At 67.5% G+C, this 26,054-nt stretch carries 19 protein-coding genes; 10 read left to right on the forward strand and 9 right to left on the reverse strand.

The features are described 5' to 3' along the window. Nucleotides 1-11: 11 nt before the first annotated feature. Nucleotides 12-2,312, reverse strand: coding sequence for a nitric-oxide reductase large subunit (locus BO221_RS17765; RefSeq protein WP_073561643.1), 2,301 nt, complete (start codon nt 2,310-2,312; stop codon nt 12-14). A gap of 247 nt (nt 2,313-2,559) precedes the next feature. Between BO221_RS17765 and BO221_RS17770 the strand changes: the two genes are divergently transcribed. From BO221_RS17770 to BO221_RS17780, 3 genes are all read left to right on the forward strand, one after another. Next, nucleotides 2,560-3,417 (forward strand): EamA family transporter, encoded by an 858-nt coding sequence (locus BO221_RS17770; RefSeq protein ID WP_369865096.1) that lies wholly within the window; start codon nt 2,560-2,562, stop codon nt 3,415-3,417. Nucleotides 3,418-3,525: 108 nt separating this feature from the next. After that, nucleotides 3,526-4,533, forward strand: coding sequence for a type 1 glutamine amidotransferase (locus BO221_RS17775; protein ID WP_083681127.1), 1,008 nt, complete (start codon nt 3,526-3,528; stop codon nt 4,531-4,533). A gap of 11 nt (nt 4,534-4,544) precedes the next feature. After that, a complete protein-coding gene (locus tag BO221_RS17780; RefSeq protein ID WP_073561645.1) occupies nt 4,545-4,940 on the forward strand; it encodes a hypothetical protein in 396 nt (131 codons plus the stop codon). Nucleotides 4,941-4,949: 9 nt separating this feature from the next. On the opposite strand, the gene BO221_RS17785 is transcribed toward BO221_RS17780, so the two are convergent. Then, entirely contained in the window at nt 4,950-6,239 is a 1,290-nt protein-coding gene (locus BO221_RS17785) for an AAA family ATPase (protein ID WP_073561646.1), read from the reverse strand. Between the two features lie 205 nt (nt 6,240-6,444). Here BO221_RS17785 and BO221_RS17790 point away from each other — a divergent pair, with 205 nt between their 5' ends. From BO221_RS17790 to BO221_RS17810, 5 genes are all read left to right on the forward strand, one after another. Beyond that, nucleotides 6,445-7,053: an MXAN_6652 family MXYO-CTERM-anchored protein gene (locus BO221_RS17790; RefSeq protein ID WP_073561647.1), complete on the forward strand. Its 609-nt coding sequence runs from the start codon at nt 6,445-6,447 to the stop codon at nt 7,051-7,053. A 99-nt stretch (nt 7,054-7,152) separates the two neighbouring features. Beyond that, complete coding sequence (locus BO221_RS54890; RefSeq protein WP_158079868.1) at nt 7,153-8,166, forward strand: hypothetical protein; 1,014 nt, start codon at nt 7,153-7,155, stop codon at nt 8,164-8,166. A gap of 27 nt (nt 8,167-8,193) precedes the next feature. Further along, nucleotides 8,194-9,990: a hypothetical protein gene (locus BO221_RS17800; protein WP_073561648.1), complete on the forward strand. Its 1,797-nt coding sequence runs from the start codon at nt 8,194-8,196 to the stop codon at nt 9,988-9,990. A 17-nt stretch (nt 9,991-10,007) separates the two neighbouring features. Beyond that, entirely contained in the window at nt 10,008-11,429 is a 1,422-nt protein-coding gene (locus BO221_RS17805) for a DUF1501 domain-containing protein (RefSeq protein WP_073561649.1), read from the forward strand. Continuing rightward, nucleotides 11,426-12,811, forward strand: coding sequence for a hypothetical protein (locus BO221_RS17810; RefSeq protein WP_073561650.1), 1,386 nt, complete (start codon nt 11,426-11,428; stop codon nt 12,809-12,811). The genes BO221_RS17805 and BO221_RS17810 overlap by 4 nt, the downstream gene beginning before the upstream one ends. Nucleotides 12,812-12,829: 18 nt before the next feature. Here the strand turns inward: BO221_RS17810 and BO221_RS56220 are convergent, their stop codons facing one another. From BO221_RS56220 to BO221_RS17825, 3 genes are all read right to left on the reverse strand, one after another. Further along, on the reverse strand, nt 12,830-13,630 hold the full coding sequence (locus tag BO221_RS56220; protein WP_233166091.1) for a hypothetical protein: 801 nt from the start codon (nt 13,628-13,630) through the stop codon (nt 12,830-12,832). Nucleotides 13,631-13,741: 111 nt separating this feature from the next. After that, nucleotides 13,742-15,727: a M1 family metallopeptidase gene (locus BO221_RS17820; RefSeq protein WP_073561652.1), complete on the reverse strand. Its 1,986-nt coding sequence runs from the start codon at nt 15,725-15,727 to the stop codon at nt 13,742-13,744. A 60-nt stretch (nt 15,728-15,787) separates the two neighbouring features. Then, nucleotides 15,788-16,588, reverse strand: a complete 801-nt coding sequence (locus BO221_RS17825; RefSeq protein WP_073561653.1) for a hypothetical protein — start codon at nt 16,586-16,588, stop codon at nt 15,788-15,790. Between the two features lie 352 nt (nt 16,589-16,940). Here BO221_RS17825 and BO221_RS17830 point away from each other — a divergent pair, with 352 nt between their 5' ends. After that, the gene (locus tag BO221_RS17830; protein ID WP_073561654.1) at nt 16,941-17,615 is read left to right on the forward strand and encodes a hypothetical protein; all 675 of its coding nucleotides are present in this window, start codon (nt 16,941-16,943) and stop codon (nt 17,613-17,615) included. A 178-nt stretch (nt 17,616-17,793) separates the two neighbouring features. On the opposite strand, the gene BO221_RS17835 is transcribed toward BO221_RS17830, so the two are convergent. Genes BO221_RS17835 through BO221_RS17845 form a run of 3 tightly spaced genes read right to left on the reverse strand, consistent with a single transcriptional unit; the run spans nt 17,794 to nt 20,151 of the window. Continuing rightward, the gene (locus BO221_RS17835) at nt 17,794-19,290 is read right to left on the reverse strand and encodes an IS66 family transposase (protein WP_143195195.1); all 1,497 of its coding nucleotides are present in this window, start codon (nt 19,288-19,290) and stop codon (nt 17,794-17,796) included. 55 nt (nt 19,291-19,345) lie between these two features. Continuing rightward, nucleotides 19,346-19,744 (reverse strand): IS66 family insertion sequence element accessory protein TnpB, encoded by a 399-nt coding sequence (gene tnpB / locus BO221_RS17840; RefSeq protein WP_083680609.1) that lies wholly within the window; start codon nt 19,742-19,744, stop codon nt 19,346-19,348. Continuing rightward, nucleotides 19,741-20,151, reverse strand: a complete 411-nt coding sequence (locus tag BO221_RS17845) for a helix-turn-helix transcriptional regulator (protein WP_073558437.1) — start codon at nt 20,149-20,151, stop codon at nt 19,741-19,743. The genes tnpB and BO221_RS17845 overlap by 4 nt, the downstream gene beginning before the upstream one ends. A gap of 244 nt (nt 20,152-20,395) precedes the next feature. Between BO221_RS17845 and BO221_RS17850 the strand changes: the two genes are divergently transcribed. Then, a complete protein-coding gene (locus BO221_RS17850; protein WP_073561655.1) occupies nt 20,396-24,634 on the forward strand; it encodes a tetratricopeptide repeat protein in 4,239 nt (1,412 codons plus the stop codon). A gap of 30 nt (nt 24,635-24,664) precedes the next feature. Here the strand turns inward: BO221_RS17850 and BO221_RS17855 are convergent, their stop codons facing one another. Next, entirely contained in the window at nt 24,665-25,999 is a 1,335-nt protein-coding gene (locus BO221_RS17855; RefSeq protein WP_073561656.1) for an amidohydrolase, read from the reverse strand. Nucleotides 26,000-26,054 lie beyond the last annotated feature (55 nt).

Raw genomic sequence — 26,054 nt, forward strand, 5'->3', positions numbered from 1 at the left:
GATGATTGGGTTCAGCGGCGCTGGAGGACGGCGTGGGCCGGGGCCGCCGCTCCCAGCGGCTCGGGCTCGGGCTCCGTCCGGGGTGCTTCGGCCCGCTCGAGCGACCAGCCCGTCTTCAGTCCCACCACGAACCACGCGAGCAGCACCGCCCCCACCGCGAAGAGCACGTCCCCGGGCACCCGCAGCCAGCGCAGCGTGTCCATCAGCGGCGTCTGCATGAACTCCGCGCTGCGCGCCCACCACGTGCCCTGCTCGATGGCCGCCTGCGTCTGCAACACCCCGATGGGCAATAGCGACAGCACCACCATCAGCACCAACCCCGCGTTGATGCTCCAGAAGGCCCACGCCAGCGGCTTCGTCTTCCACTTCGCGTCCGGCTGCATCATCCGGAACGAGAAGAGCATCAGCGCGATCCCCAGCATGCCGTACACCCCGAAGAGCGCCGTGTGGCCATGCAGCGGCGTCAGGTTGAGCCCCTGCATGTAGTAGAGCGCGATCGGCGGGTTGATGAGGAAGCCGAACAGGCCCGCCCCCACCAGGTTCCAGAACGCCACCCCGATGAAGAACAGGATGGGCCAGCGGTACTGCTCCATCCACCCCGGCAGCTTCGACAGGCGGATGTGGCTCCACACCTCGCGGCCCACCAGCACCAGCGGCACCACCTCCAGCGCGCTGAACGTCGCGCCCAGCGCCATCGCCGACGCCGGTGTCCCCGAGAAGTACAGGTGGTGGAACGTCCCGATGATGCCGCTGCCCAGGAAGATGGCGGTGGTGAAGAGCACCGCCGGCACCGCCGCCCGCGGCGACAACACCCCCAGCCGCGTGAAGAGGAAGGCCATCACCACCGTGGCGAACACCTCGAAGAATCCCTCCACCCACAGGTGCACCACCCACCAGCGCCAATACTCCACCATGCCCATGTGGCTGCGCTGCCCGTACATCAGCCCCGCCCCGTAGAAGGACGCGATGGCCAGCGAGGAGATGACGAAGAGCACCAGCAACGGCCGGCCCTCGCTCGGCTTCTTCAGCGCCGGCCACACCGCCCGCGCCGTGAGGAACAGCCACACGAAGAGCCCCACGAAGAGGAAGATCTGCCAGAAGCGGCCCAGGTCCACGTACTCCCAGCCCTGGTGGCCGAACCAGTACCAGTAGTCCCCGCTGCCCATCCGCTGCTGCACCGACGCCCACTGCCCGAAGAGCGCCCCCACCACGATGATGAGCAGGCACACGAAGAGGAAGTTGACGCCCGCCCGCTGGTACTTCGGCTCCACCCCGCTCACCGCCGGGCCCACGAAGAGGCCCGTGGCCAGCCACGCCGTGGCGATCCAGAAGATGCCCAGTTGCGTGTGCCAGCTGCGCGTCACCGCGTAGGGCAGATACTTCGCCAGCGGCACGCCGTAGAAGCCCGCGCCCTCCACCCCGAAGTGCGCCGTCACCCCGCCCAGCCCCACCTGCGCCAGGAAGAGCGCCACCACCACCAGGAAGTACTTGCCCGTGGCCCGCTGGCTCGGGGTGAGCTGCATCCCGGAGAACGGATCCTTCGCGGGCGGCACCGGCTCCTCCTCCTCCTTCTTGCCGCTCAGGTACCAGACGAGCGCGCCCACGCCGGCGATCAGCAGCACCACCGAGGCCAGGCTCCACATCAGCACGCCCGGGGCCGGCTGGTTGCCCACCAGCGGCTCGTGCGGCCAGTTCTGCGTGTAGCTGACGGTGTCCCCGGGCCGGTTCGTCGACGTCACCCAGCTCGTCCACCAGAAGAAGGCGCCCAGGTCCTTCAGCTTCTCGGGATTCGTGAGCGCCCCCTGGGGAATGGCGTAGGCCGAGCGGCCCTGGGAGAAGACGTCCGCGTAGTGGGCGGCGTTGTCACGCATCGCCTCGGCGCGGACGGGGTCCACCGTCACCGTGCCCGTGCTCGCGTCATACGTGTTGGTGCGCATCATGCCGGCGAGCCGCTCGCGCAACGCCGCCTGCCGCTCGGCCGGAGCCAGGGCATAGGAGGCGCGGCTCTCGGCGCGGGCCCAGGTGTCCAGCACGAAGGTGGCCTCGCGGTGCAGCCAGTCCGCGCTCCAGTCCGGCGCCACGTACGCGCCGTGGCCCCACACCGAGCCCACCTGCTGCCCTCCGATGGACTGCCACACGTTCTGTCCCCGCATGATGGACTCGCCCGTGAGCAGCACCGTGCCGTCCGGCGTCATCACCTTCTCGGGGATGGGCGGCAGCGTGCGAGAGATGCGGACTCCCTGGCCTCCCAGCACCAGGAAGGAAACGAGGACGATGGCGCCAAGGCCGAACCAGAGCTTTCGGTGTTGCATGACCGCGTGCTCCTGAAAGGAGGGTGTCAGTGGGTTGAGCCCTCCCAGAGCAAGGCCCGTTCCAGGCCGTTTCCCCTCGGGCCCACACGCTCCGTGCGCGCAACCGGTGCGTTCGCGAGCGGGGGGACGCAAAATGTGCATGGCTGGTACATGTTTGTGGGGAAGGGGGGCGGGGAGGCGAGGGGGTTGAAGTCGAGGGGCTCCTCGCGTGGAGTGCGCGGCCTTCCCGCGTCTGTTCCCCGGAGGTGTGTTGAGTTCCGCCGCGCTGGTGCTGGTGCTGTCGTCCGCGTTCTTCCACGCGCTGTGGAATGCGCTCCTCAAGCGCCACGAGGATCCGGAGTCCGCCGTGGTGGGCGTCATCGCCGTCACCGTGGTGTGTGGGGCGCTCTGGGCGCTCGGCCTGGAGGGGGCGGCGTTTCCCACGTCCGCGGCCCTGTACTGGTCGCTCGTGGCCGGGGTGCTGGAGAGTGGCTACCTCGTCGCGCTCGCGCGGGCGCTGCGCCGGGCGCCGCTGGGGCTGGCGTACACGGTGTCCCGGGGGGGCGCGCTGCTGCTCGTGTGGCCCGTGTCCGTGCTGTGGCTGGGCGAGCAGCTCACCCCCGGCTCCGTGGCCGGCGCGGCCCTGGTGGCGCTGGGCATGGCGGCGATGAACCTCGTGCTTCCCCGGGGCTCGGTGGGCGAGGGGGTGCTCTGGGCCCTGGTGAGTGCCGCGTGCATCGCCGGCTTCAACCTCAGCTACAAGCGCGCCCTGGGCGAGGGCGCCCAGCCTCCGGCCCTCTTCACGCTGTCACTCGGGGTGGCGCTGCCGTTGATCATCCTCATGCGCCGGCGCGAGGAGGCGGGCTGGGGGGTGCTGCGCCGCAAGGTGATGACCCGGCCCCTGCTCCTCGTGGTGGCCGGGCTGTTGTGTACGCTGTCCTTCTCGCTGTTGCTCCTGGCCCTGGTGCACAGCGGCACGGGCGCCGTGCTCACCCTGCGCAACACGTCCATCGCGTTCGCGCTGGGGCTCGGCGCGCTCCAGGGCGAGCGGATGGGACGGCGGCAACTGCTCGGTGCTGGACTGGTGATACTGGGGGCCGTGCTGCTGGGGTGGCCCCGGCCTTGAGCTCCCGGCGCCCGGCACTGTCACCCAGAGGATGGAGCGGGGCATGAGGGCTCCTCGTGACGGACTCTGGACCCTGCACCGTGTCAGCCGCGTGCCAATGTTCCCGGCATGAACGCGCCTCCTCCGTCCCCCCGAACCGCCGTCATCCTCCTTCATGATGAAGAAGACGGTCCCGGGCAGCTCGGCCCCGCGTTGCGGCGCTCGGGCTTCTCCCTGGATGTCCGCACGCGAGAGCCACACCCGGAGGACACGGAGGCGGACCTGGTCGTGGTGATGGGGAAGTCGCTGGGCCACCCGGAGGGAGAGCCTCCCGCCGTGTGGGAGGAGGAGCGGCGCTTGCTGGCCCGCCGGTTGGAAGCGGGCCGGCCGAGCCTGGGCATTGGACTGGGCGCGCGGTTGCTCGCCGCCGCGGCGGGGGCCCGTGTCGGCCCGGGTGAGAAGGGCCCGGTGCTGGGCGTGCACCCGGTGTCCCTGACGATGGAGGGACAGGCGGACCCGCTGTTCGCCGGTTTCGAGGAGTTCTTCGACGTCCTGCACTGGCAGGGGGACGCCATCGAGCCCATCCCGGGAGCGCAGGAGCTGGTCTCGACGGCGCGCTATCCGCATCAGGCCTTCCGCGTGGGCAAATCCTATGGTGTGCGGTTCCATCCCGAGGTGGATGGGGCCCTGTTCGAGCGGTGGGCCGGCCGCTCCCAGGAGGACGTGGGCCGCGTGGGGCTCACCGCCGAGGAGCTGCTGAAGCGGGAGGGGCCCCGGGTGGTGCGGGTGCAACAACACGCGATGCTGCTGCTGGAGCGGCTGGCCGCCTTCTTCGCGCGGCAGGTGGGAGCGGGAGGAGGGGAGCGCTACCTGTTCACCGTGGATGCCATCCAGCGGCTGGCGGGCCGGGGGGTGCTGCTCTCGCCCGGCATTCCCCGGCGCGCGCCCATCGTGCGGGTGGGGCAGACGCTCTCCCTCAAACGGCCGGATGGCTCGCGCGTGGAGGGCACCGTGCGCGGCATGGCCAGCTTCGGGGATACCGGGTCGGCCATCCCCCTGCTGGTGCTGCTGGACTCGCCCGATGACGAGGTGCCGCCCGGTTCGGAGGCCCTCACCTCGGAGCCCCTGACGGTATAGAAGAACCGGCAATGAAGCAGATCTTCCGGAACGAGTACTTCACCGCCCTGGTGGATGAGGGGACGGGCATCGTCCGCAACATTCGCAGCGACAAGCCGTTCACGTCGATGCGGGACCTGGAGGTCTCTTTCGAGGGGCTCATCAAGGCGCTGGATGACCTGAGCCGTGCCCGCTACGCGCTCCTCATCGACATCCGGGCGGCTCCGGGCCGGAATGATCCCCAGTTCGAAGCGGCCCTCCAGCGTTTCCGCCTGCGGTGGATTGGTGGCTTCCGCAAGGCGGGGGTGCTCGTCCAGAGCGCCGTCGGGCTGCTGCAGGTCAAGCGTTACGCGAAGCAGGATGGCGTGACGCGGCTGGTGACGGACGACGAGTCCGAGCTCATGCGGTACCTCACCGAGACGGATTGAGCCCGGGCCCTACTTCCGCTTCGTCCGGGCCGCCGTCCTGGGGGCGCGCGTCTTCTCCGGCACGGGCTGCTTCTTGCGGGGGGCGGGGCTCCGGCTGCCGCGCAGGGGCTTGCCCTTCTTGTCGAAGAACACGTCGAACAGCTCACTGCCCGTGAGCCACGAGGGCGAGGCGGGCGCTGGAGCCACATCGACGTTGCCGTCCTCATCCTGGCGGAGCACGAGCACCTCGTCCTGCTCCAGCCCCGGCAGCAGCATCGCCGAGTGCGTGGTGGCGATGAACTGGAGCCGCGGGAAGATCTTCTTCAGCGCGGGAACGAGCGCCGTCTGCCACCGCGGGTGCAGGTGCAGGTCCAGCTCGTCCACGAGCACCAGCCCTTCCATCTTCTCGGGCGCCACGGGCTTGCCCGCCTCGAGCAGCATGTGGCCGATCAGATCCGCCAGCCAGGCGATGGAGCTCTGGTACCCGTGGGACAGCCACGTGGCGGGAACCTGGATGCGCTGGCCGCCCATCTCCAGCTCGAAACGGTGGGCATCCAGCATGTCCTGCCGCGTGCGCACGATGCCCTGGCTCTTCAGCTCCAGGTCCACCAGGCCCGGCAGCAGGTTGCCCTCCAGCAGCACCTGCTTCAGCACCCGCGAGTACGCCTTCGCCTGCGCCGGCTCGAAGACGTCCGCGAAGCCGGTGGCGATCAGACTGCCCTGGTCGAAGAGGTTCGCCAGCCGCTGCTTGATGGGATCCGCCAGACCCTCGCCCTGGATGGCGTTGGGGCGGGGCAGGGCGCGCGCCACGCCGTAGCCCGCGACGAACCACCCCGGCAGCTGCGTGCGGCGCGCCTCGCGGATGGGATCGAAGACGCGCGTGTGCTCCACGCCCACGTACCTCGAGTTGCCCACCAGCTCGCGCCAGGTGCTCTTGGCCGCCACCGAGCTGCGCACATAGGGCGGCAGCGAGTGCTTCTTCTCCAGGCCCGGGTAGTCGCGCCCCTTGTGGCCTTCCGTTCCGAAGGTGAACTCGGCGCCGATGAGCATCAGCTCGCTGGAGGGCAGCCGCCGGTCCGGCAGGGAGGTGACATCCGCCAGCTCGCTGCCCAGCGACGAGCCGCTCGCGGCGAGGGCGATGGCCTGGAGGACGGCCGTCTTGCACAGCCCGTTCTCCCCGACGAAGACCGTCCAGGGCCGGATCTCCCCGTCCGAGCGGGTGAAGGAGATGGCGACGTCCCGCAGGAGCTTGAGGTTCTGGAGCGTGAGGCTGCGCAGGTACATGCGGAGGGCCAACGTGAGCGGGTGGGGCCGCACCATATCCTCACCGGGCCCCCTTGTGGGCATTCGTGAGATGTTGGAGCCCCAGGGGGCGCGGGCGCCGGATGTAGGGAACTCTTACGGTCATACGGCTCTTCTCCGGCCATACGGTCCGTACGGGGTGACGCCCTCGTGAAGTGTCAGGGGGCCATGGGAAGCACGGGGCGAAGCGAGTTAAAAAGAGAACCCCACTCATGGAGGTTGTATGAAGTTCCAGTCGTACGGCGCCGTCGGAGTCCTCACGGCGTGCCTGCTGTCCGCCCCCGCCTTCGCCAATGCCACTGGTGCTACCGGCTACTCGGGCAAGTCTGCCGCGACGTGCACCATGTGCCACACCCCGGGCGCTTCGGTGCCCACTGTTACGCTCACCGGCCCCTCGTCGCTCACCGCGGGCGCAACGGGCGAGTACACGCTCACCATCACCGGGGGCCCTGGCCTGAGGGGCGGTTTCAACGTGGCCGTGGACAACACGGCGGCGTCGCTCGAGCCCGGCACGGGCTCGAAGAAGCAGAGCAACGAGCTCACCCACACCGCGCCCAAGCCCGCCGCCAGCGGCGCCATCACCTTCAACTTCTCGCTGGTGGCGCCTCCCTCGGCCGGCACCGTGAAGATCTTCGCCGCCGGTAACTCGGTCAATGGCAATGGCTCCGAAGCCGGTGACGCGTCCGCGACGACGTCGCTGACCGTGAACGTCACCGGCAACAACGAGCCGCAGGAGGAGGAGGGTGGTTGCTCCTCCGCCGGTGGCGCTCCGGTGCTGGCGTTCGCGCTGACCACGGGCCTGGCGCTGCTGCGCCGCCGCCGCCGTAACTGAGCCGTCCGCTGTTGTGTACCTCCTCCCGTGTCCGGCTGGGGCCCGGGAGGAGGGCAGTCCCCCGCCGTCCCCCCGTGTCTCCTGCTCCCGAGTCCTCCCGTGCTGCCTTCCCTCCGCTCGCGCAACATGTTCCAGCCGCTGTCTCGCGTCTGCTGCGGCCTCCTCTCCGCGCTGCTGGTGCTCGCCGCTCCGGCGGCCGAGGCCGCTCCCAAGAAGTCCGCGAAGTCGTCGAAGTCGTCCCGGACGCGCGCCTCCAAGCCCGCCGCCGCGGAGCCGGCCGCTCAGCCCGCCGCGGAGCCCGCTCCGGCCGAGCCCGCTCCCGCCGAGCCCGCCCCCGCGGCCGAGGCGAAAGCGGCTCCCGCGCCCGCCGCGGAGACGAAGGTCGCCGAGGCGCCTTCCCGGCCCGCTCGCGAGTCCAAGGCCGAAACCCGGGCAGCTCCGGCGCAGAAGTCCTCGGCGTCCCGCTCCGCCGCCGCCAAGGAAGCGCCCCTCGTTTCGGGCCCCATGCGCATCGGCCTGAGCCCCGACCTCTACCTGGAAGGGGCGAAGATGTCGGGCGTGCAGTTCATCAACAGCACGCGCCTGGATGAGTCCTTCGACTACTCGGCGGGCTTCCTGTCCATCACGGCCTGGGTGAACACGCCCGTGCCCACGGTGAGCGAGCGGCTGCGTCTGGGCGCGGGCCTGCGCATCTTCGGCAACTACGCCGCGTCCGGAGGCCAGCAGTTCGGCTTCGGCATCTACAATGAGCTGTTCGCCTCCGGCGAGTACGGCCTGCCCGTCGCCGACAAGATGGAGGTCGTCTTCGCCGCCCGCGCGGGCCTCTCCCTCCTCATCCCCGGCCTCGAGTTCGCGGAGACGATTTCCCGGCTCCAGACCCAGGGAGTGGCCGTGTGGAGCGTGCCGCGCGTGGGCTGGCTGCTGGGCCCGTCCGTGGGCGCGCGGCGGCGCATGTCCGACAAAATCTGGCTGCGCGCGGATGTGCTCGGCCAGATTGGACAGCAGTACCTCTTCGCCACGAGCCAGGAGATCTCCGGCTTCAACTACTCCAAGAACTGGAGCACCCTGGGGCTGCGCCTGGGGCTGTCTCTCGGGGCTGAATTCTCCCTCTGAAGCACCCTTTTCCGCAGGGAGTCGTGCATGACTGTGTCTCGGACGCTCTTCCTTTCCGTCCTCACCCTGTTGGCCGCGTGCCAGCCCACCTACACCTTCGATCCGGACCATGTGGCCCAGGGCCCCGGTGGAATGGTGGGCAACGGCGATCCCATCACCTCGGGCACCTTCGCGGGAGGGGATGACACCCTGCCCGCGGCGCGCGCGGTGGGCTCTCTCCCCAACGAGACCCGCCCGCCCGATTGTGACGCGGATTGCGTGGCGTACTGCAACGGGGCGGGGCTGCAGAATCCCGTCAACCGCGGCCTGTGCCGCAGCCTCTGGGGTGTGGGCCTGTCCAACCGGCCCATCCTGCACACCGAGGCCTGCCGCCGGCTCTTCGTGGACATGCTGGGGCGTGTGCCCGGCGCGGACGAGGCCGAGGCCACGTGCGTGGACGGGTGGGGCGCCACGGTGAATCGGTTGATGGAGATGGACGAGTTCATCCTCATCCAGCAGCGCCGGGCCGCGGACCGCTTCCTCTACAGCAACGAGGTGACGAGCATCCAGGCCATCTACGACATGGACCGGTTGGTGGAGAAGCTCTACCGCGGCAAGGTGCCGTATGACCTGTTCGCCGCGGTGGTGAGCGCCCACCCCGTGTTGACCCGCCGCTACGCGGACCCGGGTGACAAGGCGGAGGCGCTCTTCAACCACTTCCTGGGCCGCCCGCCCTTCGAGCACGAGCGCGCGGACATGTCGCGCCTCTACAAGTTGTGGCACTCGGGCTACTACGACCATCCGCAGATGGGCCTGCGCATGCCGGACGCCTTCATCCGCTTCCGCTGCCTGGACGACAACGGGCAGGTGGACGAGGTGTCGCGCGGCGAGTGCGCCAGCGTGCTGTGGGGCTACAACGAGCTCATCTTCACCCCGGACCTGCGCGCCTCGCGCGACCCGGGGCTGCGCGAGTCCACGATGTGGAGCGGCCTGCTCAAGCCCGAGGAGTGGGCGAAGTTGCAGACGCCGGGCCGCATCCTCGCGCGCGACATGGCCTTCTGGGAGCGCGCGGTGGACGAGGTGCTCGTGCAGTACCTGGGCTATGAGCTGTCCGCGAGCGTGCCCGAGGTGCGGGAGGAGCTGGTGCGCTGGCTGCTGGACAATGACGGCGACATCCGCTCGGTGCACTACGCGGTGGCCACCTCCGCCGCCTACCTCCAGTCCGCCGAGGGCGCCTCGGCCTCCGCCTACCGGTGGACCTATGGCCCGCTCAAGCAGGTAGACGCCGAGGTGTGGATCGAGTCCATGGCGCGCAACACCGGCTTCGAGCTGCCCGGCTGCGACCACCGCATCAGCCAGCCCGAGGCCCTGCTGGACTCGGGAAGTGTCGCCAGCTTCAGCCTGCTGCAGGAGTCGCGCTGGCAGTTGGACGAGGAGGGCGAGCTGGACGAGCGCTACTCGGACCTGGCGCGCACCCTGGGCGGCTGCCCGGAGAACGTGTCGGGTGGGCGCTTCCGCGTGGTGAGCATCCTCACCACCGCCACCCAGCTGTCCTTCGTGCAGGAGCTGTGCAACCCCACGCTGGACCCCAGGGTGAAGGGGGCCGCGGTGGAGAAGCTGCTGCCCGAGGGGGTGGGCCCGAGCCGCGCTGTTGACCCGGACCTGGCCGAGCAGATCGCCACCCACCAGTACCGGCTGCTGCTCGGCCGCTCGCCGGATGACACCGAGAAGGCCGAGGCCCGCGAGGCGGGCACCGCGTGTGCCCAGACCCTCTGCAAGGCCGAAGAGTTCGCCCGTCCCTTCTGCTTCGCGCTGCTCGGCAGTGCCGAGCGCGTCTTCTACTAGCCCCGGAGCCCCTTCCCATGTCCGACTCCGATGACACGAAGTCCGTCACTTTCGGCCGCCGCCGGCTGTTGCAGGGTCTGGGCGCTGGCACCGCCGCGCTGGCCTTCCCCCACCTGTGGCTGCCGGGTGAGGCCCGTGCCCAGACGCCCGGGCGCGGCAGCGTCCGCCACCTCATCTACATCCGCCTGTCCGGTGGCTTCCGCTTCACCACCGCCTTCAACAGCGACGTGGCGGACGAGTTCAACCCCTTTGGCGCCTCGGACAAGCGCGCGTCCGGCACCGAGTGGGGCGTGGGCAAGCTGCTGGAGCGCGCCACGTGGCTGGAGGGCGAGGCCAACAAGCCCCGGCGTGACCTGGGGATGACGCCCGTCACCGACTTCACCAACGAGATGTGCGTGCTGCCGTGCGTGGACCACGAGCCCTTCTCGGCGCGCGCGGACGGTGGCCACGGCACGGGCCTGGAGCGCTTCCTCACGGGCTACGTGGGCGGGGCCACCGGCTTCCTCACGCTCGTCAACTACGGGGTGCGCGAGCGCGTGAAGGAGGCGGCCTCGCGAGGCATCACCCTGCTGCCGGCCTTCAGTATGGGCGAGGCGGGCATGGCCACGGGCGCGGGCGACTACGCCACCTACCGGCCGCCGGTGCTGGAGGGCAGCGGCTTCGAGCGCTTCAGCGTGGACCCGGACTCGACGCTGCCGGCGTGGGCCAAGGGCCTTCCCGGCAAGATGGACGCCCGCTTCCACGCGCGGCTGCACACGGCGCTGCGCGGCGGCGTGGAGACGTACCAGCAGACGCGCAAGGCCACGAGCGACTACGGGAAGATCTTCCGCGACCCCCTGCTGCGGGTGAGCAGCGAGGGGCAGGCCTCGCAGGAGCAGGTGGACGGCATCAGCAACGCCGAGCTGCGCACGCTGCTGGGCACGGACGGCACGGGCCAGCGGGCGGCGCTCGCGCTGCGCCTCTTCCACTTCGGCTGCCCGGCGGTGTTCCTCAACCAGGGCGGTTACGACTACCACTCGCGCGAGGACATGGAGCTGCCGAACGAGATGGACGCGGCCAACCGGCTGGTGAGTGGCCTGCGCACGGCCCTCCAGAAGATGCAGCACCCCGAGGGCGGGACGTACTGGGACAAGACGCTGGTGGTGCTCGGCAGCGAGTTCGGCCGCACCACGGGCGGCAGCCGTTACAACTCCGCCAACGGCAGTGACCACGGCAGCGACCTGGCCACCCGGTGGATGTCCATGCCCTTCATGGGCGGTGTCATCACCGCCGCGGGCAAGGGCGGCAAGAGCCTCGGCTCGGTGAACCGCTCCAACCTCAAGGCCACCGGCCAGGTGTATTCGTACCGTTCCGTGCTCAAGACGATGTTGGACATGCTCGGTGCCGACCACCAGGGCATCTTCCCCGCCGACGCCCCCATCCAGGACTTCTTCGCATGAAGCGCTCTCTTCTCGCCGCCACCCTCGGAGCCCTGGCGCTGGCCTGTGGCTCTCCGGGCCCCAACACGGGTGACCCGGGCACCATCCCCTTCGATCCGCAGCGCCCCACGCCGGCTGGCACTTCGGACGTGACGCCGTACTCGGGCTCGGACGTGGATGTGCTGGGGGCCCAGCTCATCTACCCCACGGGGATTGATCTGCACCGCAAGCTGGTGATGCGCACCTGCAGCGGCACCAACGGCGTGTGCCACAACCAGAAGGAGTACCCGGATCTGCACACGCCGGGGACCTTCGTGGCCTCCATTGGCGCTCCGTGCAACGTGCAGTCGGGAACCGCGACCGGCGTGTTCGACCGGTGCGAGCGCCTGGGAGACCGCTTCCGCTTCAGCGAGCCGGCCTTCAAGGAGATAGAGATTGGCTGGTTCGATCTCGTCCGCGGAGAGACTCCGGAGCTGGGGGGAGGGGCGCGGCCGGACGAGAACACGCCGGGCCTGCACCTGCACCTGCACGACGCGGTGCCCGTGACCAGCGACCGCATCAACGCCACGGGCACTTTCATCCGCAACTTCATCAACGACCAGGGAGACGTGCAGGAACTGGCCTTCGCCAGCTACGAGACGCGCTGGTGGATTCTCGGTGACCGGAAGCACCTCTTCGCCGAGGTGCGTGAGAACCAGCGCGACACCGTGGAGGGCCTGGTGGCGAGCGGCATCGTCCAGGGGGACCAGAACCGCAACGACGTCTACGGGGCGCGCATCATCGGCAACACCGTGCCGCTCATCAAGCCGGGCAAGCCCGAGGAGAGCTACCTGGTGGCGCGCTTGCGCGGGTACATGAAGGGGTCCACGGGAGAGGAGCAGCCGGTGCCCGGCACGCGCATGCCGCTGGCCAACCAGCCGCCCAACGTGCAGGACATGCTGGCGCTGATGTGCTTCATCGAGGGGCTCGATCCGACCGCCAGGCAGTGGAGCCTGAGCTCGGCCATCGACTACACCAAGTGCTCGTACTCGGCGAACCCGTCGGCCCTGAGCCTCGCGGGCTCCGGGGACACGTGGAGCGCGCGCGTGCTGCCCATCCTCCAGTCCAACTGCGGCGGCTGCCACGGTGGCGAGAATCCGCAGGGCGGGCTGAACCTGCTCGGCACTTCGCACGAGGTCTACGAGCGCCTGGTGCTCAAGCCCTCCATCCAGAAGCCCACGATGAACCTCATCCAGCCGGGCAGCCTGGACAAGAGCTACCTGGTCCTCAAGCTCACGGGTGACGGCAGCATCGTTGGCGCCCGGATGCCCATCAACCCGCTCAATGGCAACTCGCCGCTGCCCGATGAGGAGCGCCAGTCCATCGAGAACTGGGTGTTCCTCTCCGGAGCCGTGGAGAACTGACGTGGGCAGGGGCCGGGGTTATTTCCCGGCCCTTTGCTTCTCCTCCTCCCATTCACTCAACGCGGAGGCCACGGGGTGAAGCGTATGGCGCTTCAGCCTCTTGTGGTGCACCGCGAGGTGGCTCTCCCCTGCGATGGAGATGAAACCAAAGGGAGAAACCGGGTGCTCTGAGAGCCATGCTGATGCGTCCTCGCGGCTTTCGAAGGATGGCACCGCGGGAGGTAGTCCTCTCGCAGTGAGCGCTTCGATATAGGGCTCGATGACGTAATCGCGAGCGATGGAGCGAGCGTTATCTTCGCGAGAGCACCACACCAGATGGTACTCGTCGCCGATGATGATTCGAGCGGGGCTTGGCGGCTCCACGAGTCCCCGCAGCCATGCTTCCGCCTCGTCTCGCGTCGCGAACCAGGCCATGGCGAGCGGGGCATATTCGAGCCGGTTTTTGACGTAGTCGTCGAATGCATCGGCCTGGCCCGTGTCGGCGATGAAGTCGAGAAGGCGAGTGAGAACGAGCACGGGCTGTCTCTGTCCAGGCTCGGTCGTTTCGTCCCACACTTTCAGGAGGAGCTCCATCGCTTGTCGCGCGCTCCCTTTCGTTCGCGCCTGTAACGCGGCGCTTGGATGTGGACGAGTAGCAGGGTCGCGCCCCTTGAGATGAGCCTCGAACCGATAGGCCTGGCCTGTTTCCCGGATGAAGGACGGGAGTTCATAAAGGTAGTCCCAGAGTTCTTTTTCCTCTGCTTGACCCTTGGTCCTGGCAGCGCTCCATCGGGGCGAAGTGAATTGCGATGCGTCCGCGAAGATCTCTTCGATTTTCACGGTGTCATCTCCGCGATCGGGGCAGCGGGATGCTCTTCCTGTGGGGCTTCCGCAATCATCAAGATGTCCTGGTGTCCATGTAGGAACTCCTGGAGATGGGCCCAGGCTCCGCTACGGGACGATCTCGACGAGCAGGTCCCGGGTGAATGGCTGGCTCATCGTGGTGGGCGCTCGGGCGCACGGGATGTCCACCGTGGACTCGAGCGCGCCCCCGGTGAAGGTCACCTCTCCGGTGCATGAGGCAGTCGCCGCGTCCGCGTCGTCGAAGACGTACTTCAGCGCCAGGGGCCCGTTGAAGGTGTAGCTGCCGTACCGTGCCACGTCCTGGGTCTGCCGGACCGTGAGGCGGATGACCCGGCGGGCGCTGTCGTAGCTCCAGGTGCTCGTGAGCTTCGGCCAGCCCCTGCCGTACACCCACTCCTTGAAGAAGGGAGTGAAGTCCACTGCGCTCTCGGCGTTGAGCAGTGTGATCAGCTGGGTGGTGCTGTACGGCTTGAAGCGCGTGGCCGCGTAGAACCTCTTCATGAACGCGGCGAAGGCGGACTCTCCGAGCTGGAGGCGGATCATCTGCCAGATCCAGGGTCCCTTCACGTAGGGCGCGGCGAAGGAGGCCCGGGTGGTTTCGCCGGGGACCTCCTCGGGGTGGCGTGACCAGCGGAGCGCGTCGTCATCGTAGCGGGCGGGTGACTTGAAGATCGCCGCCTTCATCCGGTCCAGCTCCGCCTGGAATGCGCTCCTGCCACCGAGCACGCCGAGCGCCTCGGCCGTGTAGAAGGACGCGAGGCTCTCGTTGAGCCAGAACTCCTCCCAGCTCGCTTGATGGGCGCTGTCTCCCCACCAGTGGTGGAGCATCTCGTGGATGACGAGCTTGTTCCCGTGACCCTCTTCATCGGGCCCCTCGGTGCGGGTGTCGGCGATGGACACCACCGTGGCGTGCTCCATGCCGCCCAGGGCCGAGGGCACCTGCATCATCGCGTAGCGCTCGAAGGGGAAGGACCCGAGCGCCTCATTGAGGTACTTCATGGCCCCGAGTGTCCCGGTCCACCAGAGCGGGGGAACCGCGCTCTCCGTGGCCACCGGGTACATGTACGCCTCCACCTGGACCCCATCCACGGTGCCGATCGGGACGCGGGTGTAGTCCGAGGCGATGAAGTTCAGGGCGTAGGTGGGCACCGGCTGGCGCAGGAGGAAGGTGCGGCGGTGGGGCGTGCCCTCGGACTCCTGGACGAGCACGCCGTTGGCCTGGACGGGGAGCCCGTTGTCGATGCTGACGCGGGCGATGGCGCGAGCGATGTCGCGGGGATGGTCATGGCTGGGAAGCCAGCGGCGCGTGTGGTGGGGCCACCCGAAGGTCTGCACGAGCGAGTGCCCCAGCTTGCCCTCCCGCCTCATGAGGCCCGTGAAGTAGAGGTCGTGCTTCCTGTCGGAGATGGGGTTGAGGGGCCCCTGATAGGCGACCGTGAGCACCTCGGAGGCGTTGGCCTCGAGCGGCGTTCCGAGCGTCACGGTGAGGGTGCCCGCGGTGGAGTCCTGGGTGAAGGCCAGCGCGGCGCCCGAGCGGCTCTTCACGGAGGTGACCGTGTACGGTGTGTACGGTGCCGTGCCTTCCTCGACGGGGACCTCCACCGTCTTGCCCACGTCGAGGGTGACGGTGGCCGTGCCGCCGCGCGTGGCCACGAGGAAGATGCTCACCTGGCCGGAGAAGGTGCTCGCGGCGGTGTCGACGTGCAGCGTGTAGTCGTAGAGCTGGACGTCATAGGCCAGCGCCGTGTCGATGGCGGCCTCGCGGCAGTAGCCGGTGGGGGCGTCACAGACCTGGTTTTCCCAGCACAGGCCGGGCACCTCGTTGCAGTCGAGCTTCTGGGCGGCCACGCACGCCCCGGTGCCCTGGTTGCAGAGCAGCCCAGGGCCGCAGGCATCGGCGAGGTTCTCCCGGCAGTCCATCAGGCACTGGCCGTTGGCGGCGCAGGTGGTGCCCGAGCCGCAGATGGACTCGGAGTGCCGGCAGTCGGAGGTGGCCTTGTCGGACCTCGTGCTCCGATGACAACCGGCGAGCAGCAGCAATCCGCACAGCAGCAGGGAGAGGCGTCCTCTCATGCGTCATTCCGCTCCAGGAAGGGGAGCGAACCATAGCGCATGCCGCTGGGGACTCTCCGGTCACGGTTGCACGGAGTGGGGCTCGCGTCGCTTCTTCTCGTGGGATTTCGCCGAGACCGGCATGTAACACTTGCCCTGGTACTCGGCCTGGTTCTCGTAGCAGGGAGGGCGCTTCGCCAATTCCACCCAGCACCCGCCGTTGATCTCCACCTCACCTGACTTGGGAAAGCAGGGGGTCTTGGCCTGGTCGCTGAAAGGCCTGGCGGGCAGTGGATAGGTGATGGCCGGCACGTCCGAGGGATCGAGGTCCACCAGCGTGGGAGCCTTTGGCTCGGTCATCACCACTGTGCCGGCACCGGTGCTGGCCTGCCCCTCGCTGTCGGGTGCGGTGGAATCCCCCAAGAGGCGTGGCAAGAGGAGCACACAGAGGGCGAGCGCGGTGAGGCCAGCGATCAGGAGTCCGCGGGGTGAGCGCAGCAGCCGTTTCATGCGCCCCACCCACCGCTTCCAGGTGCTTACCGCGCCGCCCGTGAGATGGGCTCGGGCCTCTTCGTTCTTCTCCAGGCGCTCCACGGCGGAGGTGAGGAGGTCGAGCATGTTGGACAAATCGGGTAGTCGGCCCGAGGCGGGTGCCTGCTCCACCTCCAGCGCGAGATAGGGAGGCTCGGCCTGTGAGGTGGCGCGGACGCGCCAGGACGCCAGGTCCGCGTGGTCTGGGGGCATGACGACCAGGGCCGCGTTGCCTGTGTCGACATCATGCGCCGCGTAGAGTCGGCCCAGGTCCGTCCCCACATTCTTGTACCGTTTACCGAGGTGGAACGGTCCCAGGCGTCCGCCCTTCCAGGTCTTCTTTTCAGCCACGCGTGGACTCCTCCGTCATCCCACCGTTGTACCTCCCTGGTGCGCGGTGGGGGAGGTCGTTCTGTTTCACTTGTCACCGGTGACAAGTGGAATGCGCCTGCTCCATTTCACTTGTCACCGGTGACAAGCGGAATGCGCCTGCTCCATTTCACTTGTCACCGGTGACAAGTGGAATGAGAGGAGTCCCGTCTCGTGGACGGTTTTCTCCGTGAACTGGGACCCTTCAGAGAGGAGTGCTCACGCAAGTAGGCGAATTCCTGGAGCCATTCCCCCGGCCCGGTATGTGCCACGTGTCCGGTCCGCCGTGGTGGACCACGGCGTCTTCACCTCTTCTCCACTTTTGGGGGGAATCATGGGAACGAACGCAAGCAGCAACCTCCTGACGTTGACGCTCGAGCAGGTGCGGGATGCCATCCTCGCTCACCTGAAGGAGGGCAACGCCGGGCACTACAACATCGGCCGCCTCTACAACTACGTCGTGGACAACAAGTTGGCGGAGCAGAACAAGTACGAGAGCGCCCAGGTGTACTTCAACCAGCACATCCAGGAGCTCTCGCAGTCCACCCTGTCCCGGTCCGGCGCCGTGGCCCGGGAGTTCACCGAGGAGGTGTGCAGGACGCACGGCGTGACGAAGCTCTATACGCTGCGCACCTACGCGAAGGAGGCCGGTATCCAGCCCACGGCCGGAGACCCGGGCCTCACGCCCATCGAGGTGCCTCGGGAGGGCGGGAAGGTGGAGCGGAAGTCCTTCGCCGAGTGCAGCCTGGAGGAACTGAGGCAGGCGGCGAAGCACAAGCGCAAGCCGTCCCGCGCCACCATGCCCGCCACGGACGCCGCGCGCATCCAGTTCCTGCGAGACAGCTTCTCGCGGCATTTCGCCCAGGGTGGCCGTGTGCAGCTCAAGACGAGCATCCAGGGCGGCGAGACGCTCCTCACCATTCAGGGCGTGCCGTTGGCGCAGGTGGAGCGGCTTATGGAGGCGCTCCTGGATGGCTTCCAGCCCCAGCCCATGCGCGCGGTGGGGTGAGTAGAGGCAGCTCGCTCTCTCCTCGTGTTCGGAGAGAGAGCAGGGTAAATGCTCGCCGAGCCCCGTGGTCGAGGAGCTTGACGACGAGCGCGGGGCATGAGGGAGCGCTCACCGCGGTGCGACAGCCAGCGCGGCGCCCGGTCAGCTCAAGACAGGTGGGAATGAGTGCCGTGGCGAGTCAGCCCGCAGCGGACTGCGCGAGCTGGTTGGGCAGGGGAATCGCTTCCCCGCGCAGGGCCGCCAGCGCGGCCTCTCGCAGGTAGCGCTTGGGGTCCACCCCGCCCAGCTTCGCCGTCTCCATCAGGCTGTAGTAGAGGGCCGCCACCTCGGTGCCACGCCGGCTCCGGCTGCCGTAGTGGTTCTTGCGCCCCAGCGCCAGCCCGCGCATGGCGCGCTCGGTGGCCCCATTGTCCAGCGGCACCCGCGGGTCCGTCAGAAACCGCGTCAGCCCCGTCCACCGGTTGCTCATGTATTTGATTGCCTGGCCCAGCGCCGACTGGGGCAATGCGCGCTGCTCGCACGCCCACTGGTGCAGCCGCTCGATGATGGTACGACTCTTGTGCTGTCGCAGCTCCAGCAGGCGCTCCAGGCTCTCGGGTCCCTCCTTGTACTCGCGCTCCACTGCGTACAGCCCGGCAATCATCTCCAGAGCCTCTTCGGCCTGGGGGAAGGCCTCCACGCACTCCACGTACTTGCGCCGCGCGTGCATCCAGCAGTTCACCAGGGTCAGCTTCCCCCCGGAGCCCGCGGCGGCGCTCTCGTAGGTGCTCAGCCCATCCACCATGAGGATTCCGCCATAATCCTGGAGCATGTTGCGCGCGGCCTCGGTGTCCCGGCCCTCCTGTATCCGGTACACCACTGCGTCGGGGGCGCACAGCGCCCAGGCGTGCCAGCGCGTCTGGCTCTTGCTGCCCAGCAGCGGCCAGCGCGTCTCGTCTCCCCCCAGAATCTCGCGCGTCAGCAGCGCCGCGTGCAGCGCCTCGTGCGCGGGCGACAGCAACCGCGCCAGCGCGTCAATCTGGTCCCAGAGTGTCTGGCTGTCCACCACCAGCCCCTCGCGCTCCATGCTTCCCACCTGCCGCTCCAGGGGCATGTGGTCGAGGTACTTGGCCACGGCCACCTCCACGGCGAAGTCCACGGAGTAGCGCCCACCGGCCTGGAGCTTGGGCGGGCCCAGGGCCGTCTCCACGCACCCGCCGCAGCCGCAGCGATACTTCTGGCGCTTGTGGCGGCGCAGCACGAAGCGCCGCTCCACCACGTCCACCTCCTCGGCCTCCTCGTAGCAGCCCTTCATCTGCGCCAGCGCCCCGCCGCACTTGGGACACTGCTTGTCGGGCTCCTCCAGCGTGTGTTCCACCTCCAGCGTCGGCAGCGTGGGCTGGGCGCGCGGGCCGTGGCCGTGCGTGGGCGGCTCGGGTTTGTTCCCCTCGTCCTGCTCGCGCTGGGGGCGCTTCTCGCTGGAGCGGCCAAACAGCTCGCCGGTGCGCTGCGCGAGCTGCCGCTCCAACTCCTGCAAACGCAGCTGCAACTCCTCGGCGTCCTTGCCCTGGGCGCTCATCAGCTTGCGCGTGAGCTCCACCACGCGCGCCACCAGGCGTCTGTTTTCCGCCTCCAACAGGAGGGCCGCCTGGCGCAGCCTCTCCACGTCCTTCTCCGTCGTAAGCTGGAAGCTCATGCGCGGGTAGTGCCATGCCAGCACCCGCCCGCGCAAGTAGTGCGCGCGGCATGACTCACGAAGTCACCGCCCCAGCGTCCTCCGGCTGGAAGAGCGGCGCCAGCGTGTACGGCGCGGGCGACAGCGGCGCTCGTCCCACCAGCTCGCTGCCCTCCAGAAACAGGGCCAACTCCGACACCGTCAGCACCAGCGGCGGCTTGTCGCTCTCTGGCTGCCACAGCGGCGCGAAGCGTCCTTTCTCCAGCCGCTTGGCGTACAGGCACAGCCCGGTGCCGTCCCAGAAGAGCGCCTTGGCCCTCTTCCTGTCCCGTCCCACGAAGAGGAAGACGTCGCCCGAGAGGAAGTCGCGGCCCAGTGCCTGCGTCACCAGCCCGCTCAGCGCGTCGTAGCTCTTGCGCATGTCGCACGGCTGCCCGTAGGCGTACACCGCGAGCCTGCGCGTGGAGCCAATCACAGCAGCCCTCGCAGCAACCTCACCGCGTCCTCAACGCACAGGCCCTCTACCCGTACTCCTCCGGGCCCGTGCGCCACCAGCCCTCCTCTTCTGGCCTCGGGGCGCGCGTCCTTCACCTCCACGGGGACCAGCGCTGCCCTCGCGGGCTCCTCATGAGTGGCACGGCGAGCTGCGCTGCCCCAGCGGCTGAGCGTCCAACTGCTCACGCCCAACTCCTTCGCCGCTTCCTCCCTGCTCGCCCCCTGTTGCTGGCGCGCTCGCATGTACGCCACCGCTTCCTGTCTCTGCTCCTGCGTGTAGCGCGTACGCGGGCCCACTTCGCCCCGCTCGAGTACCTGCCGCCGGAACTTCTCCGCCTGCTCCTTCATTTCCATCGCTTCCTCCTCCTTCACGGGGGCGACGGACATGCTCACGCCTCTGCTCTCGCGTCACGACGGGCTCGGGCGAGGATTTACAGAGCAGGGGCTGACCCCGGGCTCCGGGATTGTCCCGGAGCCCATGTCATCCTGGCCTCTGAGCAGCGGTCCCCGATGCCGTGAACAGGGGACTGCGGAACACCGGTCAGCGGATGGCGGCGCTGCTTGTGGGGGCGCGCGGCATTGGTACGCTCCACCCATGTCCACGAGCGGGGGTGGTACGCGGAGGGTCGACGTGGTGATCCTGACGGCGATAACGCTGGAGTACCAGGCGGCGCTTCAGGTGGAGGCTGGCGCTTGGGTGGGGAGTCGCTGGGAGCAGGAGAACGGTCCCAACGGTCTTCCGGTCGCATTCCGTACGTTCTATGGCAAGGGGAACCGTGGACTCCGCGTGGCAGTGGCACAGGCGGGGGACATGGGTGGAGTGGCGGCGACGAACGCGCTGCTTCCCTTGGTGGCGGCTTACGGCCCCCGGTGCGTGGCGATGTGTGGCGTGTGCGCGGGACGCCCCGGCAAGACGAATCTCGGGGATGTGATCGCGGCGGAGCGGTTGTTCTTCCACGACACCGGCAAGCGGCTCCCCGAGGAGGTGCAGCAGGACCTCAAGACGTACAACCTCCGCGACGATTGGAAGGTGGCGCTCGAGCACTTCGGCTTCGCCTCACGCTTCCAGGACACGGACTGGTGGAAGCGCCGCCCAATCCCCTACGAGTGGCAGGAGAACTGGGTACTGGCGAAGCTGCATGAGGGCATCGCGGATCCATCGACACTTCCCGAATGCCATGAGGCCTGCTCGCAGTGGGAGAAGGTCATCGAGTCACTCTGGACGTCCGGCCACGTCCAGGATGGCGCGCTCATTCTCACCGAAGAGGGAAGGAAGCATATCGGCCGGATTCTCATCAAGCATCGCAACCGGTTTCCCGATATCTCTCCTTCGGGTTCGCTGGTTCCTTTCAAAGTCCATGTCGCACCCATGGGCAGCGGTAACCAGGTCGTCGAGGACGAGGCGGTCTGGAGTTTCATCTCCGAGCACATGCGCAAGACGCTGGGTCTGGAGATGGAGGCCGCGGCCCTTGGCGCTCTGGCTCATGCTCAACGGGACCGGAAGCTCGACGCGTTGGTGATGAAGGGTGTGATGGACTTCGCCAACCATGGGCGCGACGACCAATTCAAGGAGTTCGCCGCCCGGGCATCGGCCGAGTGCCTGTTGGCATTCCTCCGCGAGAACCTCGACGTGGAAGTGGTTCCTGGAGTTGACGACATCCTGGTGCCTGGAACCGAGGCGACGCTACCGGAGAACCCGCCTCCGTCTGCGCTCCTCAATGCACGCTACGAGGTAGTGCTCTTCCACGAGCGAGGACGAGAGGAAATCCTCGCGGAGTTCGAGCGCTGGTGCGACGAAGGACCGCCAGTCGCGGTGCGGTTGCTCCATGCCGAGGGTGGTGTGGGCAAGACGCGGTTGGCTATGGAATGGACACGTCGTCGGAGGGCCAGGGGTTGGGCCGCTGGTTTCCTGCCGAAGGTGGTCTCCGGCGATTGGTTCGAGCGTTTGTGGTCGCTCGGGCAACCTGTGCTGGTGGTGCTCGATTATGCAGAGAGTCGCTCCGATCTGCGCGAGGTTCTCCTTCGCATTCTTCACTACTCGAAGCAGGAGGGCACGGGCGTCCTCCGCCAGATGCGTCTCTTGCTCCTGGCTCGCAATAGTGGCGATTGGTGGCAGTCGCTGCGGCAGGCTGACACGTCCTTGGAGGCATTGCTTGATGCGACGCCTCTACGTGAATTGTTGCCATTGGCGATGAATCTGGCCGAGCGCGAGCAGGTGTTCCACGAGGCAGCGGAGAGGTTCGCCGCGAGGCAAGGCAAGGTGTACGTGAAACGCTCTCCGCCCTCGCTCAGTGACGAACATTTCGAGCGGGTGCTCTACCTGCATATGGCTGCGCTTGCATCGGTGGAGGGACTTCCATTCGAAGCGAACACGTTGATGGACGTGAGCCTCGACCACGAAGAGCGCTTTTGGGAAGTGCGCGCCCGGCAGTCTGACGTGGCGTTTTCGCTGCAACGCTCATTGGCTCGCCAGATGGTTGCTGCGGCCACGCTTCGTGGAGGGTTTGCGGACTTTTCCGCTGCGGCGGCCGTTGCTCGTCGGCTCCTTGATGATTCCTTCTCCAAGGATGAGAGGGAACTGCTTCTTTTGCTTCAGCGGATCTATCAGCGGACGGACGAAGGCGCTTCCATGTTCCTTCCTGCCTTGGAGCCAGACCTCATGGGCGAAGGGATGATTCTCCGAGCCACCTCGCCGAAGCTTCATGGAGAGCGTCTTCCGCCGGATTGGATCGACCGAGTGTTCCCTTCCGATGAGGAATCCCAGATAGTGCGCACGGGGCTGGAAGTGCTTGGACGTGCATCCGCTACCCATCCTGAGGTTGCTCGGCCATGGCTCGAACGACTCCTTGCTGGCCCGTTGGATGCTCGCGCCCTCCTTGCGCTGGATGCAGCGAAGTCCATTGGATTGCGTACCGCCTTCTCAGTACTCGGCGACATACTGGCCGACCGGCTTGCGGCATGCGGTGATGTGAAGCTGGCCCTTGAGTTGGAGTCAGCAGGTATTCCTGTGTCGACTGTTTCGCTTCGTAGGGTCGCCGAGTGGACGAGTCGCACGCTCCTGCATGGTTCACCGATATCGAAGGAGGAGCGAGGACTCTCAGAACGGGCGCGGCTGAGTAGCAACTTGGGTAACAGGTTGAGCAATCTGGGAAGAAGGGAGGAGGCGCTGGATGCGGCGAGAGAGGCTGTCGAACTTCATCGAGCCCTGGCGGAGCGCAACCCGGACGCCTTCCGGCCCGACCTCGCCATGAGTCTCGGCAACCTGGGCACCATGTTAAGCGAATTGGGAAGAAGGGAGGAGGCGCTGGAGGCGACGAGAGAGGCTGTCGAACTTCATCGAGCCCTGGCGGAGCGCAACCCGGACGCCTTCCGGCCCGACCTCGCCATGAGTCTCAGCAACCTGGGCGCCATGTTGCTCAATCTGGGAAGAAGGGGGGAGGCATTGGAGGCGGCAAAGCATGCCGTCGCAGTCTACCGAGTTCTGGAGGAGCGCAGTCCGGACGCCTTCCGGCCCGACCTCGCCATGAGTCTCAACAACCTGGGCCTCATATTGCGCGAACTGGGAAGAAGAGTGGATGCGTTAGATGCGGCGAGGGAGGCCGTTGAACTCCGTCGACCCATGGCAGAGCGCAACCCGGATGCCTTCCTGCCTGATTTTGCTGCAAGCCTCAACAACCTGGGCCTCATGTTGAGCGAACTGGGAAGAAGGGAGGAGGCGCTGGATGCGGCGAGGGAGGCCGTCGTAGTTTACCGAGCCTTGGCGGGGCGCAACTCGGACGCCTTCCTGCCTGATTTTGCTGCAAGCCTCAACAACCTGGGCCTCATGTTGAGCGAACTGGGAAGAAGGGAGGAGGCGTTGGATGTGGCGAGGGAGGCCGTTGTAGTCTACCGAACTCTGGCGGAGCGCAACCCGGATGCCTTCCGGCCCTACCTCGCTGCAAGCCTTAGCAACCTGGGTCCCAGGTTGAGCAACTTGGGAAGAAGAGAGGAAGCGCTGGATGCGGTGATGGACGCTGTTTCAGTTTACCGAGACTTGGCAGAGCGCAACCCGGACGCTTTCCGGCCCGATCTCGCTGGAAGCCTCAACAATCTGGGCACCACGTTGAGTGAAGTGGGAAGAGGGGATGATGCGCTGGAGGCTACGAGAGAGTCTGTTGAGCTTCGTCGCGCTCTGGCGGAGCACAACCCGGACGCCTTTCGGCCCGACCTCGCTGGAAGCCTCAACAACTTGGGCAATAGATTGAGAGAACTGGGAAGAAGAGAGGAGGCGTTGGCGGCAGCGAAGGAGGCCGTCGCAGCCTACCGATCCCTGGCGGAGCACAACTCGGACGCGTTCCTGCCCGACCTTGCAGGAAGCCTGCACAACTTGGGCACCATGTTGAGCGAAGTGGGAAGAGGGGAGGATGCGCTGGAGACGACGAAGGAGGCTGTCAAAATTCGTCGCGCCCTGGTGGAGCGCAATCCGGATGTCTTCCTGCCCAACCTTGCAGGAAGCCTGCACAACTTGGGCACCATGTTGAGCAAAGTGGGGAGAGGGGAGGAGGCGCTGGAGACGACGAAGGAGGTTGTCAAAATTCGTCGCGCCCTGGCGGAGCGCAATCCGAATGTCTTCCAGCCCGACCTTGCCGTAAGCCTTAATAACCTGGGCAACTGGTTGAGAGAATTGGGAAGAAGAGAGGAGGCTCTCGCTGCCCTAGAAGAAGCGATTGAGGTGCTCTGGCCCTTCTTTGAACAGCTCCCGCTCGCCTTTGCTCAGGACACTGCGAGCATTCTTCGACAGCTTCTGGCGCTTCACGAATCCCTCCAGCGCCCGTTAGCTCCCGTGCTTCACGAGCGCATTGCCTCATTCGCACGCCTCATGGAACATTGATCCGGTATTTCTCCTTCGCAGCAGAGTGCCTCACGGCTTGTAGCTCTGAATCCGTGACTCGGGCACGCGTTTGGCCAAGCGCTCCATGGTGCTGGCCACCTCATTGAGGATGCGCTCCTTGTCGAGCGTGAGGTGGCGACGCTCGCGCATGATGATGCGGCCATCCACCATGACGGTGTGTACGTCGCTGGCTCGTGCGCTGTACACCAGTCCGGCCGTGAGGTTGTGCGGCGGCTGCCAGTGCGTACCCCTCGTGTCCACGAGGATGATGTCCGCCTGGTAGCCGGGCGCGAGCTTCCCAATCCGGTCCCCCATCCCCAGCGCCGCGGCGCTGCCCCGCGTGGCGATGTCGAGCGCCTCGGGAATGGGCATCACCTCGGGGTCCATCGCCTCGTGCTTCTGCATCATCGTCATGAGGCGCAGGCTCTCGAAGACATCGAGCGTGTTGTTGCTGACCGCTCCATCCGTCGCCAGGCCCACCGCGATTCCAGCCCTGCGCAGAGCCCGGATGGGGGTCATTCCCATCGCCAGCTTGAGATACGTCTTCGGGGCGTGGGCAATCCCCACGCTCGCGCGATGTTTCTCCAGCAGTTCGATGTCCTGGGGCAGCAGGCCGCAGCCGTGGGCGATGAGCGTGGGCACGCCGAGCACCCCGGTGTCCTTGAGCACCTGGATGGGCGTCAGTCCCCGCTTCTCCAGGCTGGCGTTCGTCTGGTTCATCTCCTCGGCGGCGTGGATGTGGATGCCAATGCCCAGCCGGTTGGCGTGCCCGGCGGAGGCGCGCAGGAAGCCGTCATCACAGGTGTAGGGCGCATGCGGGGCCATGCAGGTGGTGATGCGGCCCCCGGCTCCGCCCCTCCATCGCTCGGCGAAGGCGGCCGTCTCCGCGAGCACCTTGAGCCCATTGCTGCCGAACACCGCCCACCCCAGGTGTGCCCGGGTGCCGGCCTCCTCCACCGCCTGGGCCACCCGGTCCATGTGGAAGTAATGGTCCGCCACCGTGGTGACGCCCCCCTCGAGCATCTCGAGCAGGCCCAACTGCGCGCCCCAGTACACGTCCGCCTCGGTGAGGTTGCTCTCCAGGGGCCAGATGAACTCGTTGAACCAGCGCTCGATGGGCACGTCCTCGGCCAGCCCGCGGAAGAGCACCATGGGGACGTGGGCGTGGGTGTTGATGAGCCCGGGCATGGCGAGCATCCGCTGCCCCTCAAGCACCGTGACACCGGGCTCCAGGGGTCCACCGGTGGGACGGATCTCCGCGATGCGGCCGCCGCGCACCAGGATGTCCTGGTGGCGGGCGATGGTGAGCGTGCCGCTGGCGTCCGGTACGAGCGCGTGGCAATCGCGGATGCAGGTGTCCGTCATCGAGGGCCTCTCTTCGGGGTGCTCAAGCACCGAGTATGCTCGTTCATCCAGGTGC

It is taken from the genome of Archangium sp. Cb G35, from assembly GCF_001896145.1.
In the GTDB taxonomy this organism is placed as follows: Bacteria; Myxococcota; Myxococcia; order Myxococcales; family Myxococcaceae; genus Archangium; species Archangium violaceum.

What these genes read in the sequence shown, in the direction of transcription:
- BO221_RS17765 (WP_073561643.1), bottom strand. Translation starts at nt 2,312, where the DNA reads ATGCAACACCGAAAGCTCTGGTTCGGCCTTGGCGCCATCGTCCTCGTT.
- BO221_RS17775 (WP_083681127.1), top strand. Translation starts at nt 3,526, where the DNA reads ATGAACGCGCCTCCTCCGTCCCCCCGAACCGCCGTCATCCTCCTTCAT.
- BO221_RS17780 (WP_073561645.1), top strand. Translation starts at nt 4,545, where the DNA reads ATGAAGCAGATCTTCCGGAACGAGTACTTCACCGCCCTGGTGGATGAG.
- BO221_RS17785 (WP_073561646.1), bottom strand. Translation starts at nt 6,239, where the DNA reads ATGGTGCGGCCCCACCCGCTCACGTTGGCCCTCCGCATGTACCTGCGC.
- BO221_RS17790 (WP_073561647.1), top strand. Translation starts at nt 6,445, where the DNA reads ATGAAGTTCCAGTCGTACGGCGCCGTCGGAGTCCTCACGGCGTGCCTG.
- BO221_RS17800 (WP_073561648.1), top strand. Translation starts at nt 8,194, where the DNA reads ATGACTGTGTCTCGGACGCTCTTCCTTTCCGTCCTCACCCTGTTGGCC.
- BO221_RS17805 (WP_073561649.1), top strand. Translation starts at nt 10,008, where the DNA reads ATGTCCGACTCCGATGACACGAAGTCCGTCACTTTCGGCCGCCGCCGG.
- BO221_RS17810 (WP_073561650.1), top strand. Translation starts at nt 11,426, where the DNA reads ATGAAGCGCTCTCTTCTCGCCGCCACCCTCGGAGCCCTGGCGCTGGCC.
- BO221_RS17820 (WP_073561652.1), bottom strand. Translation starts at nt 15,727, where the DNA reads ATGAGAGGACGCCTCTCCCTGCTGCTGTGCGGATTGCTGCTGCTCGCC.
- BO221_RS17830 (WP_073561654.1), top strand. Translation starts at nt 16,941, where the DNA reads ATGGGAACGAACGCAAGCAGCAACCTCCTGACGTTGACGCTCGAGCAG.
- BO221_RS17835 (WP_143195195.1), bottom strand. Translation starts at nt 19,290, where the DNA reads ATGAGCTTCCAGCTTACGACGGAGAAGGACGTGGAGAGGCTGCGCCAG.
- BO221_RS17845 (WP_073558437.1), bottom strand. Translation starts at nt 20,151, where the DNA reads ATGTCCGTCGCCCCCGTGAAGGAGGAGGAAGCGATGGAAATGAAGGAG.
- BO221_RS17855 (WP_073561656.1), bottom strand. Translation starts at nt 25,999, where the DNA reads ATGACGGACACCTGCATCCGCGATTGCCACGCGCTCGTACCGGACGCC.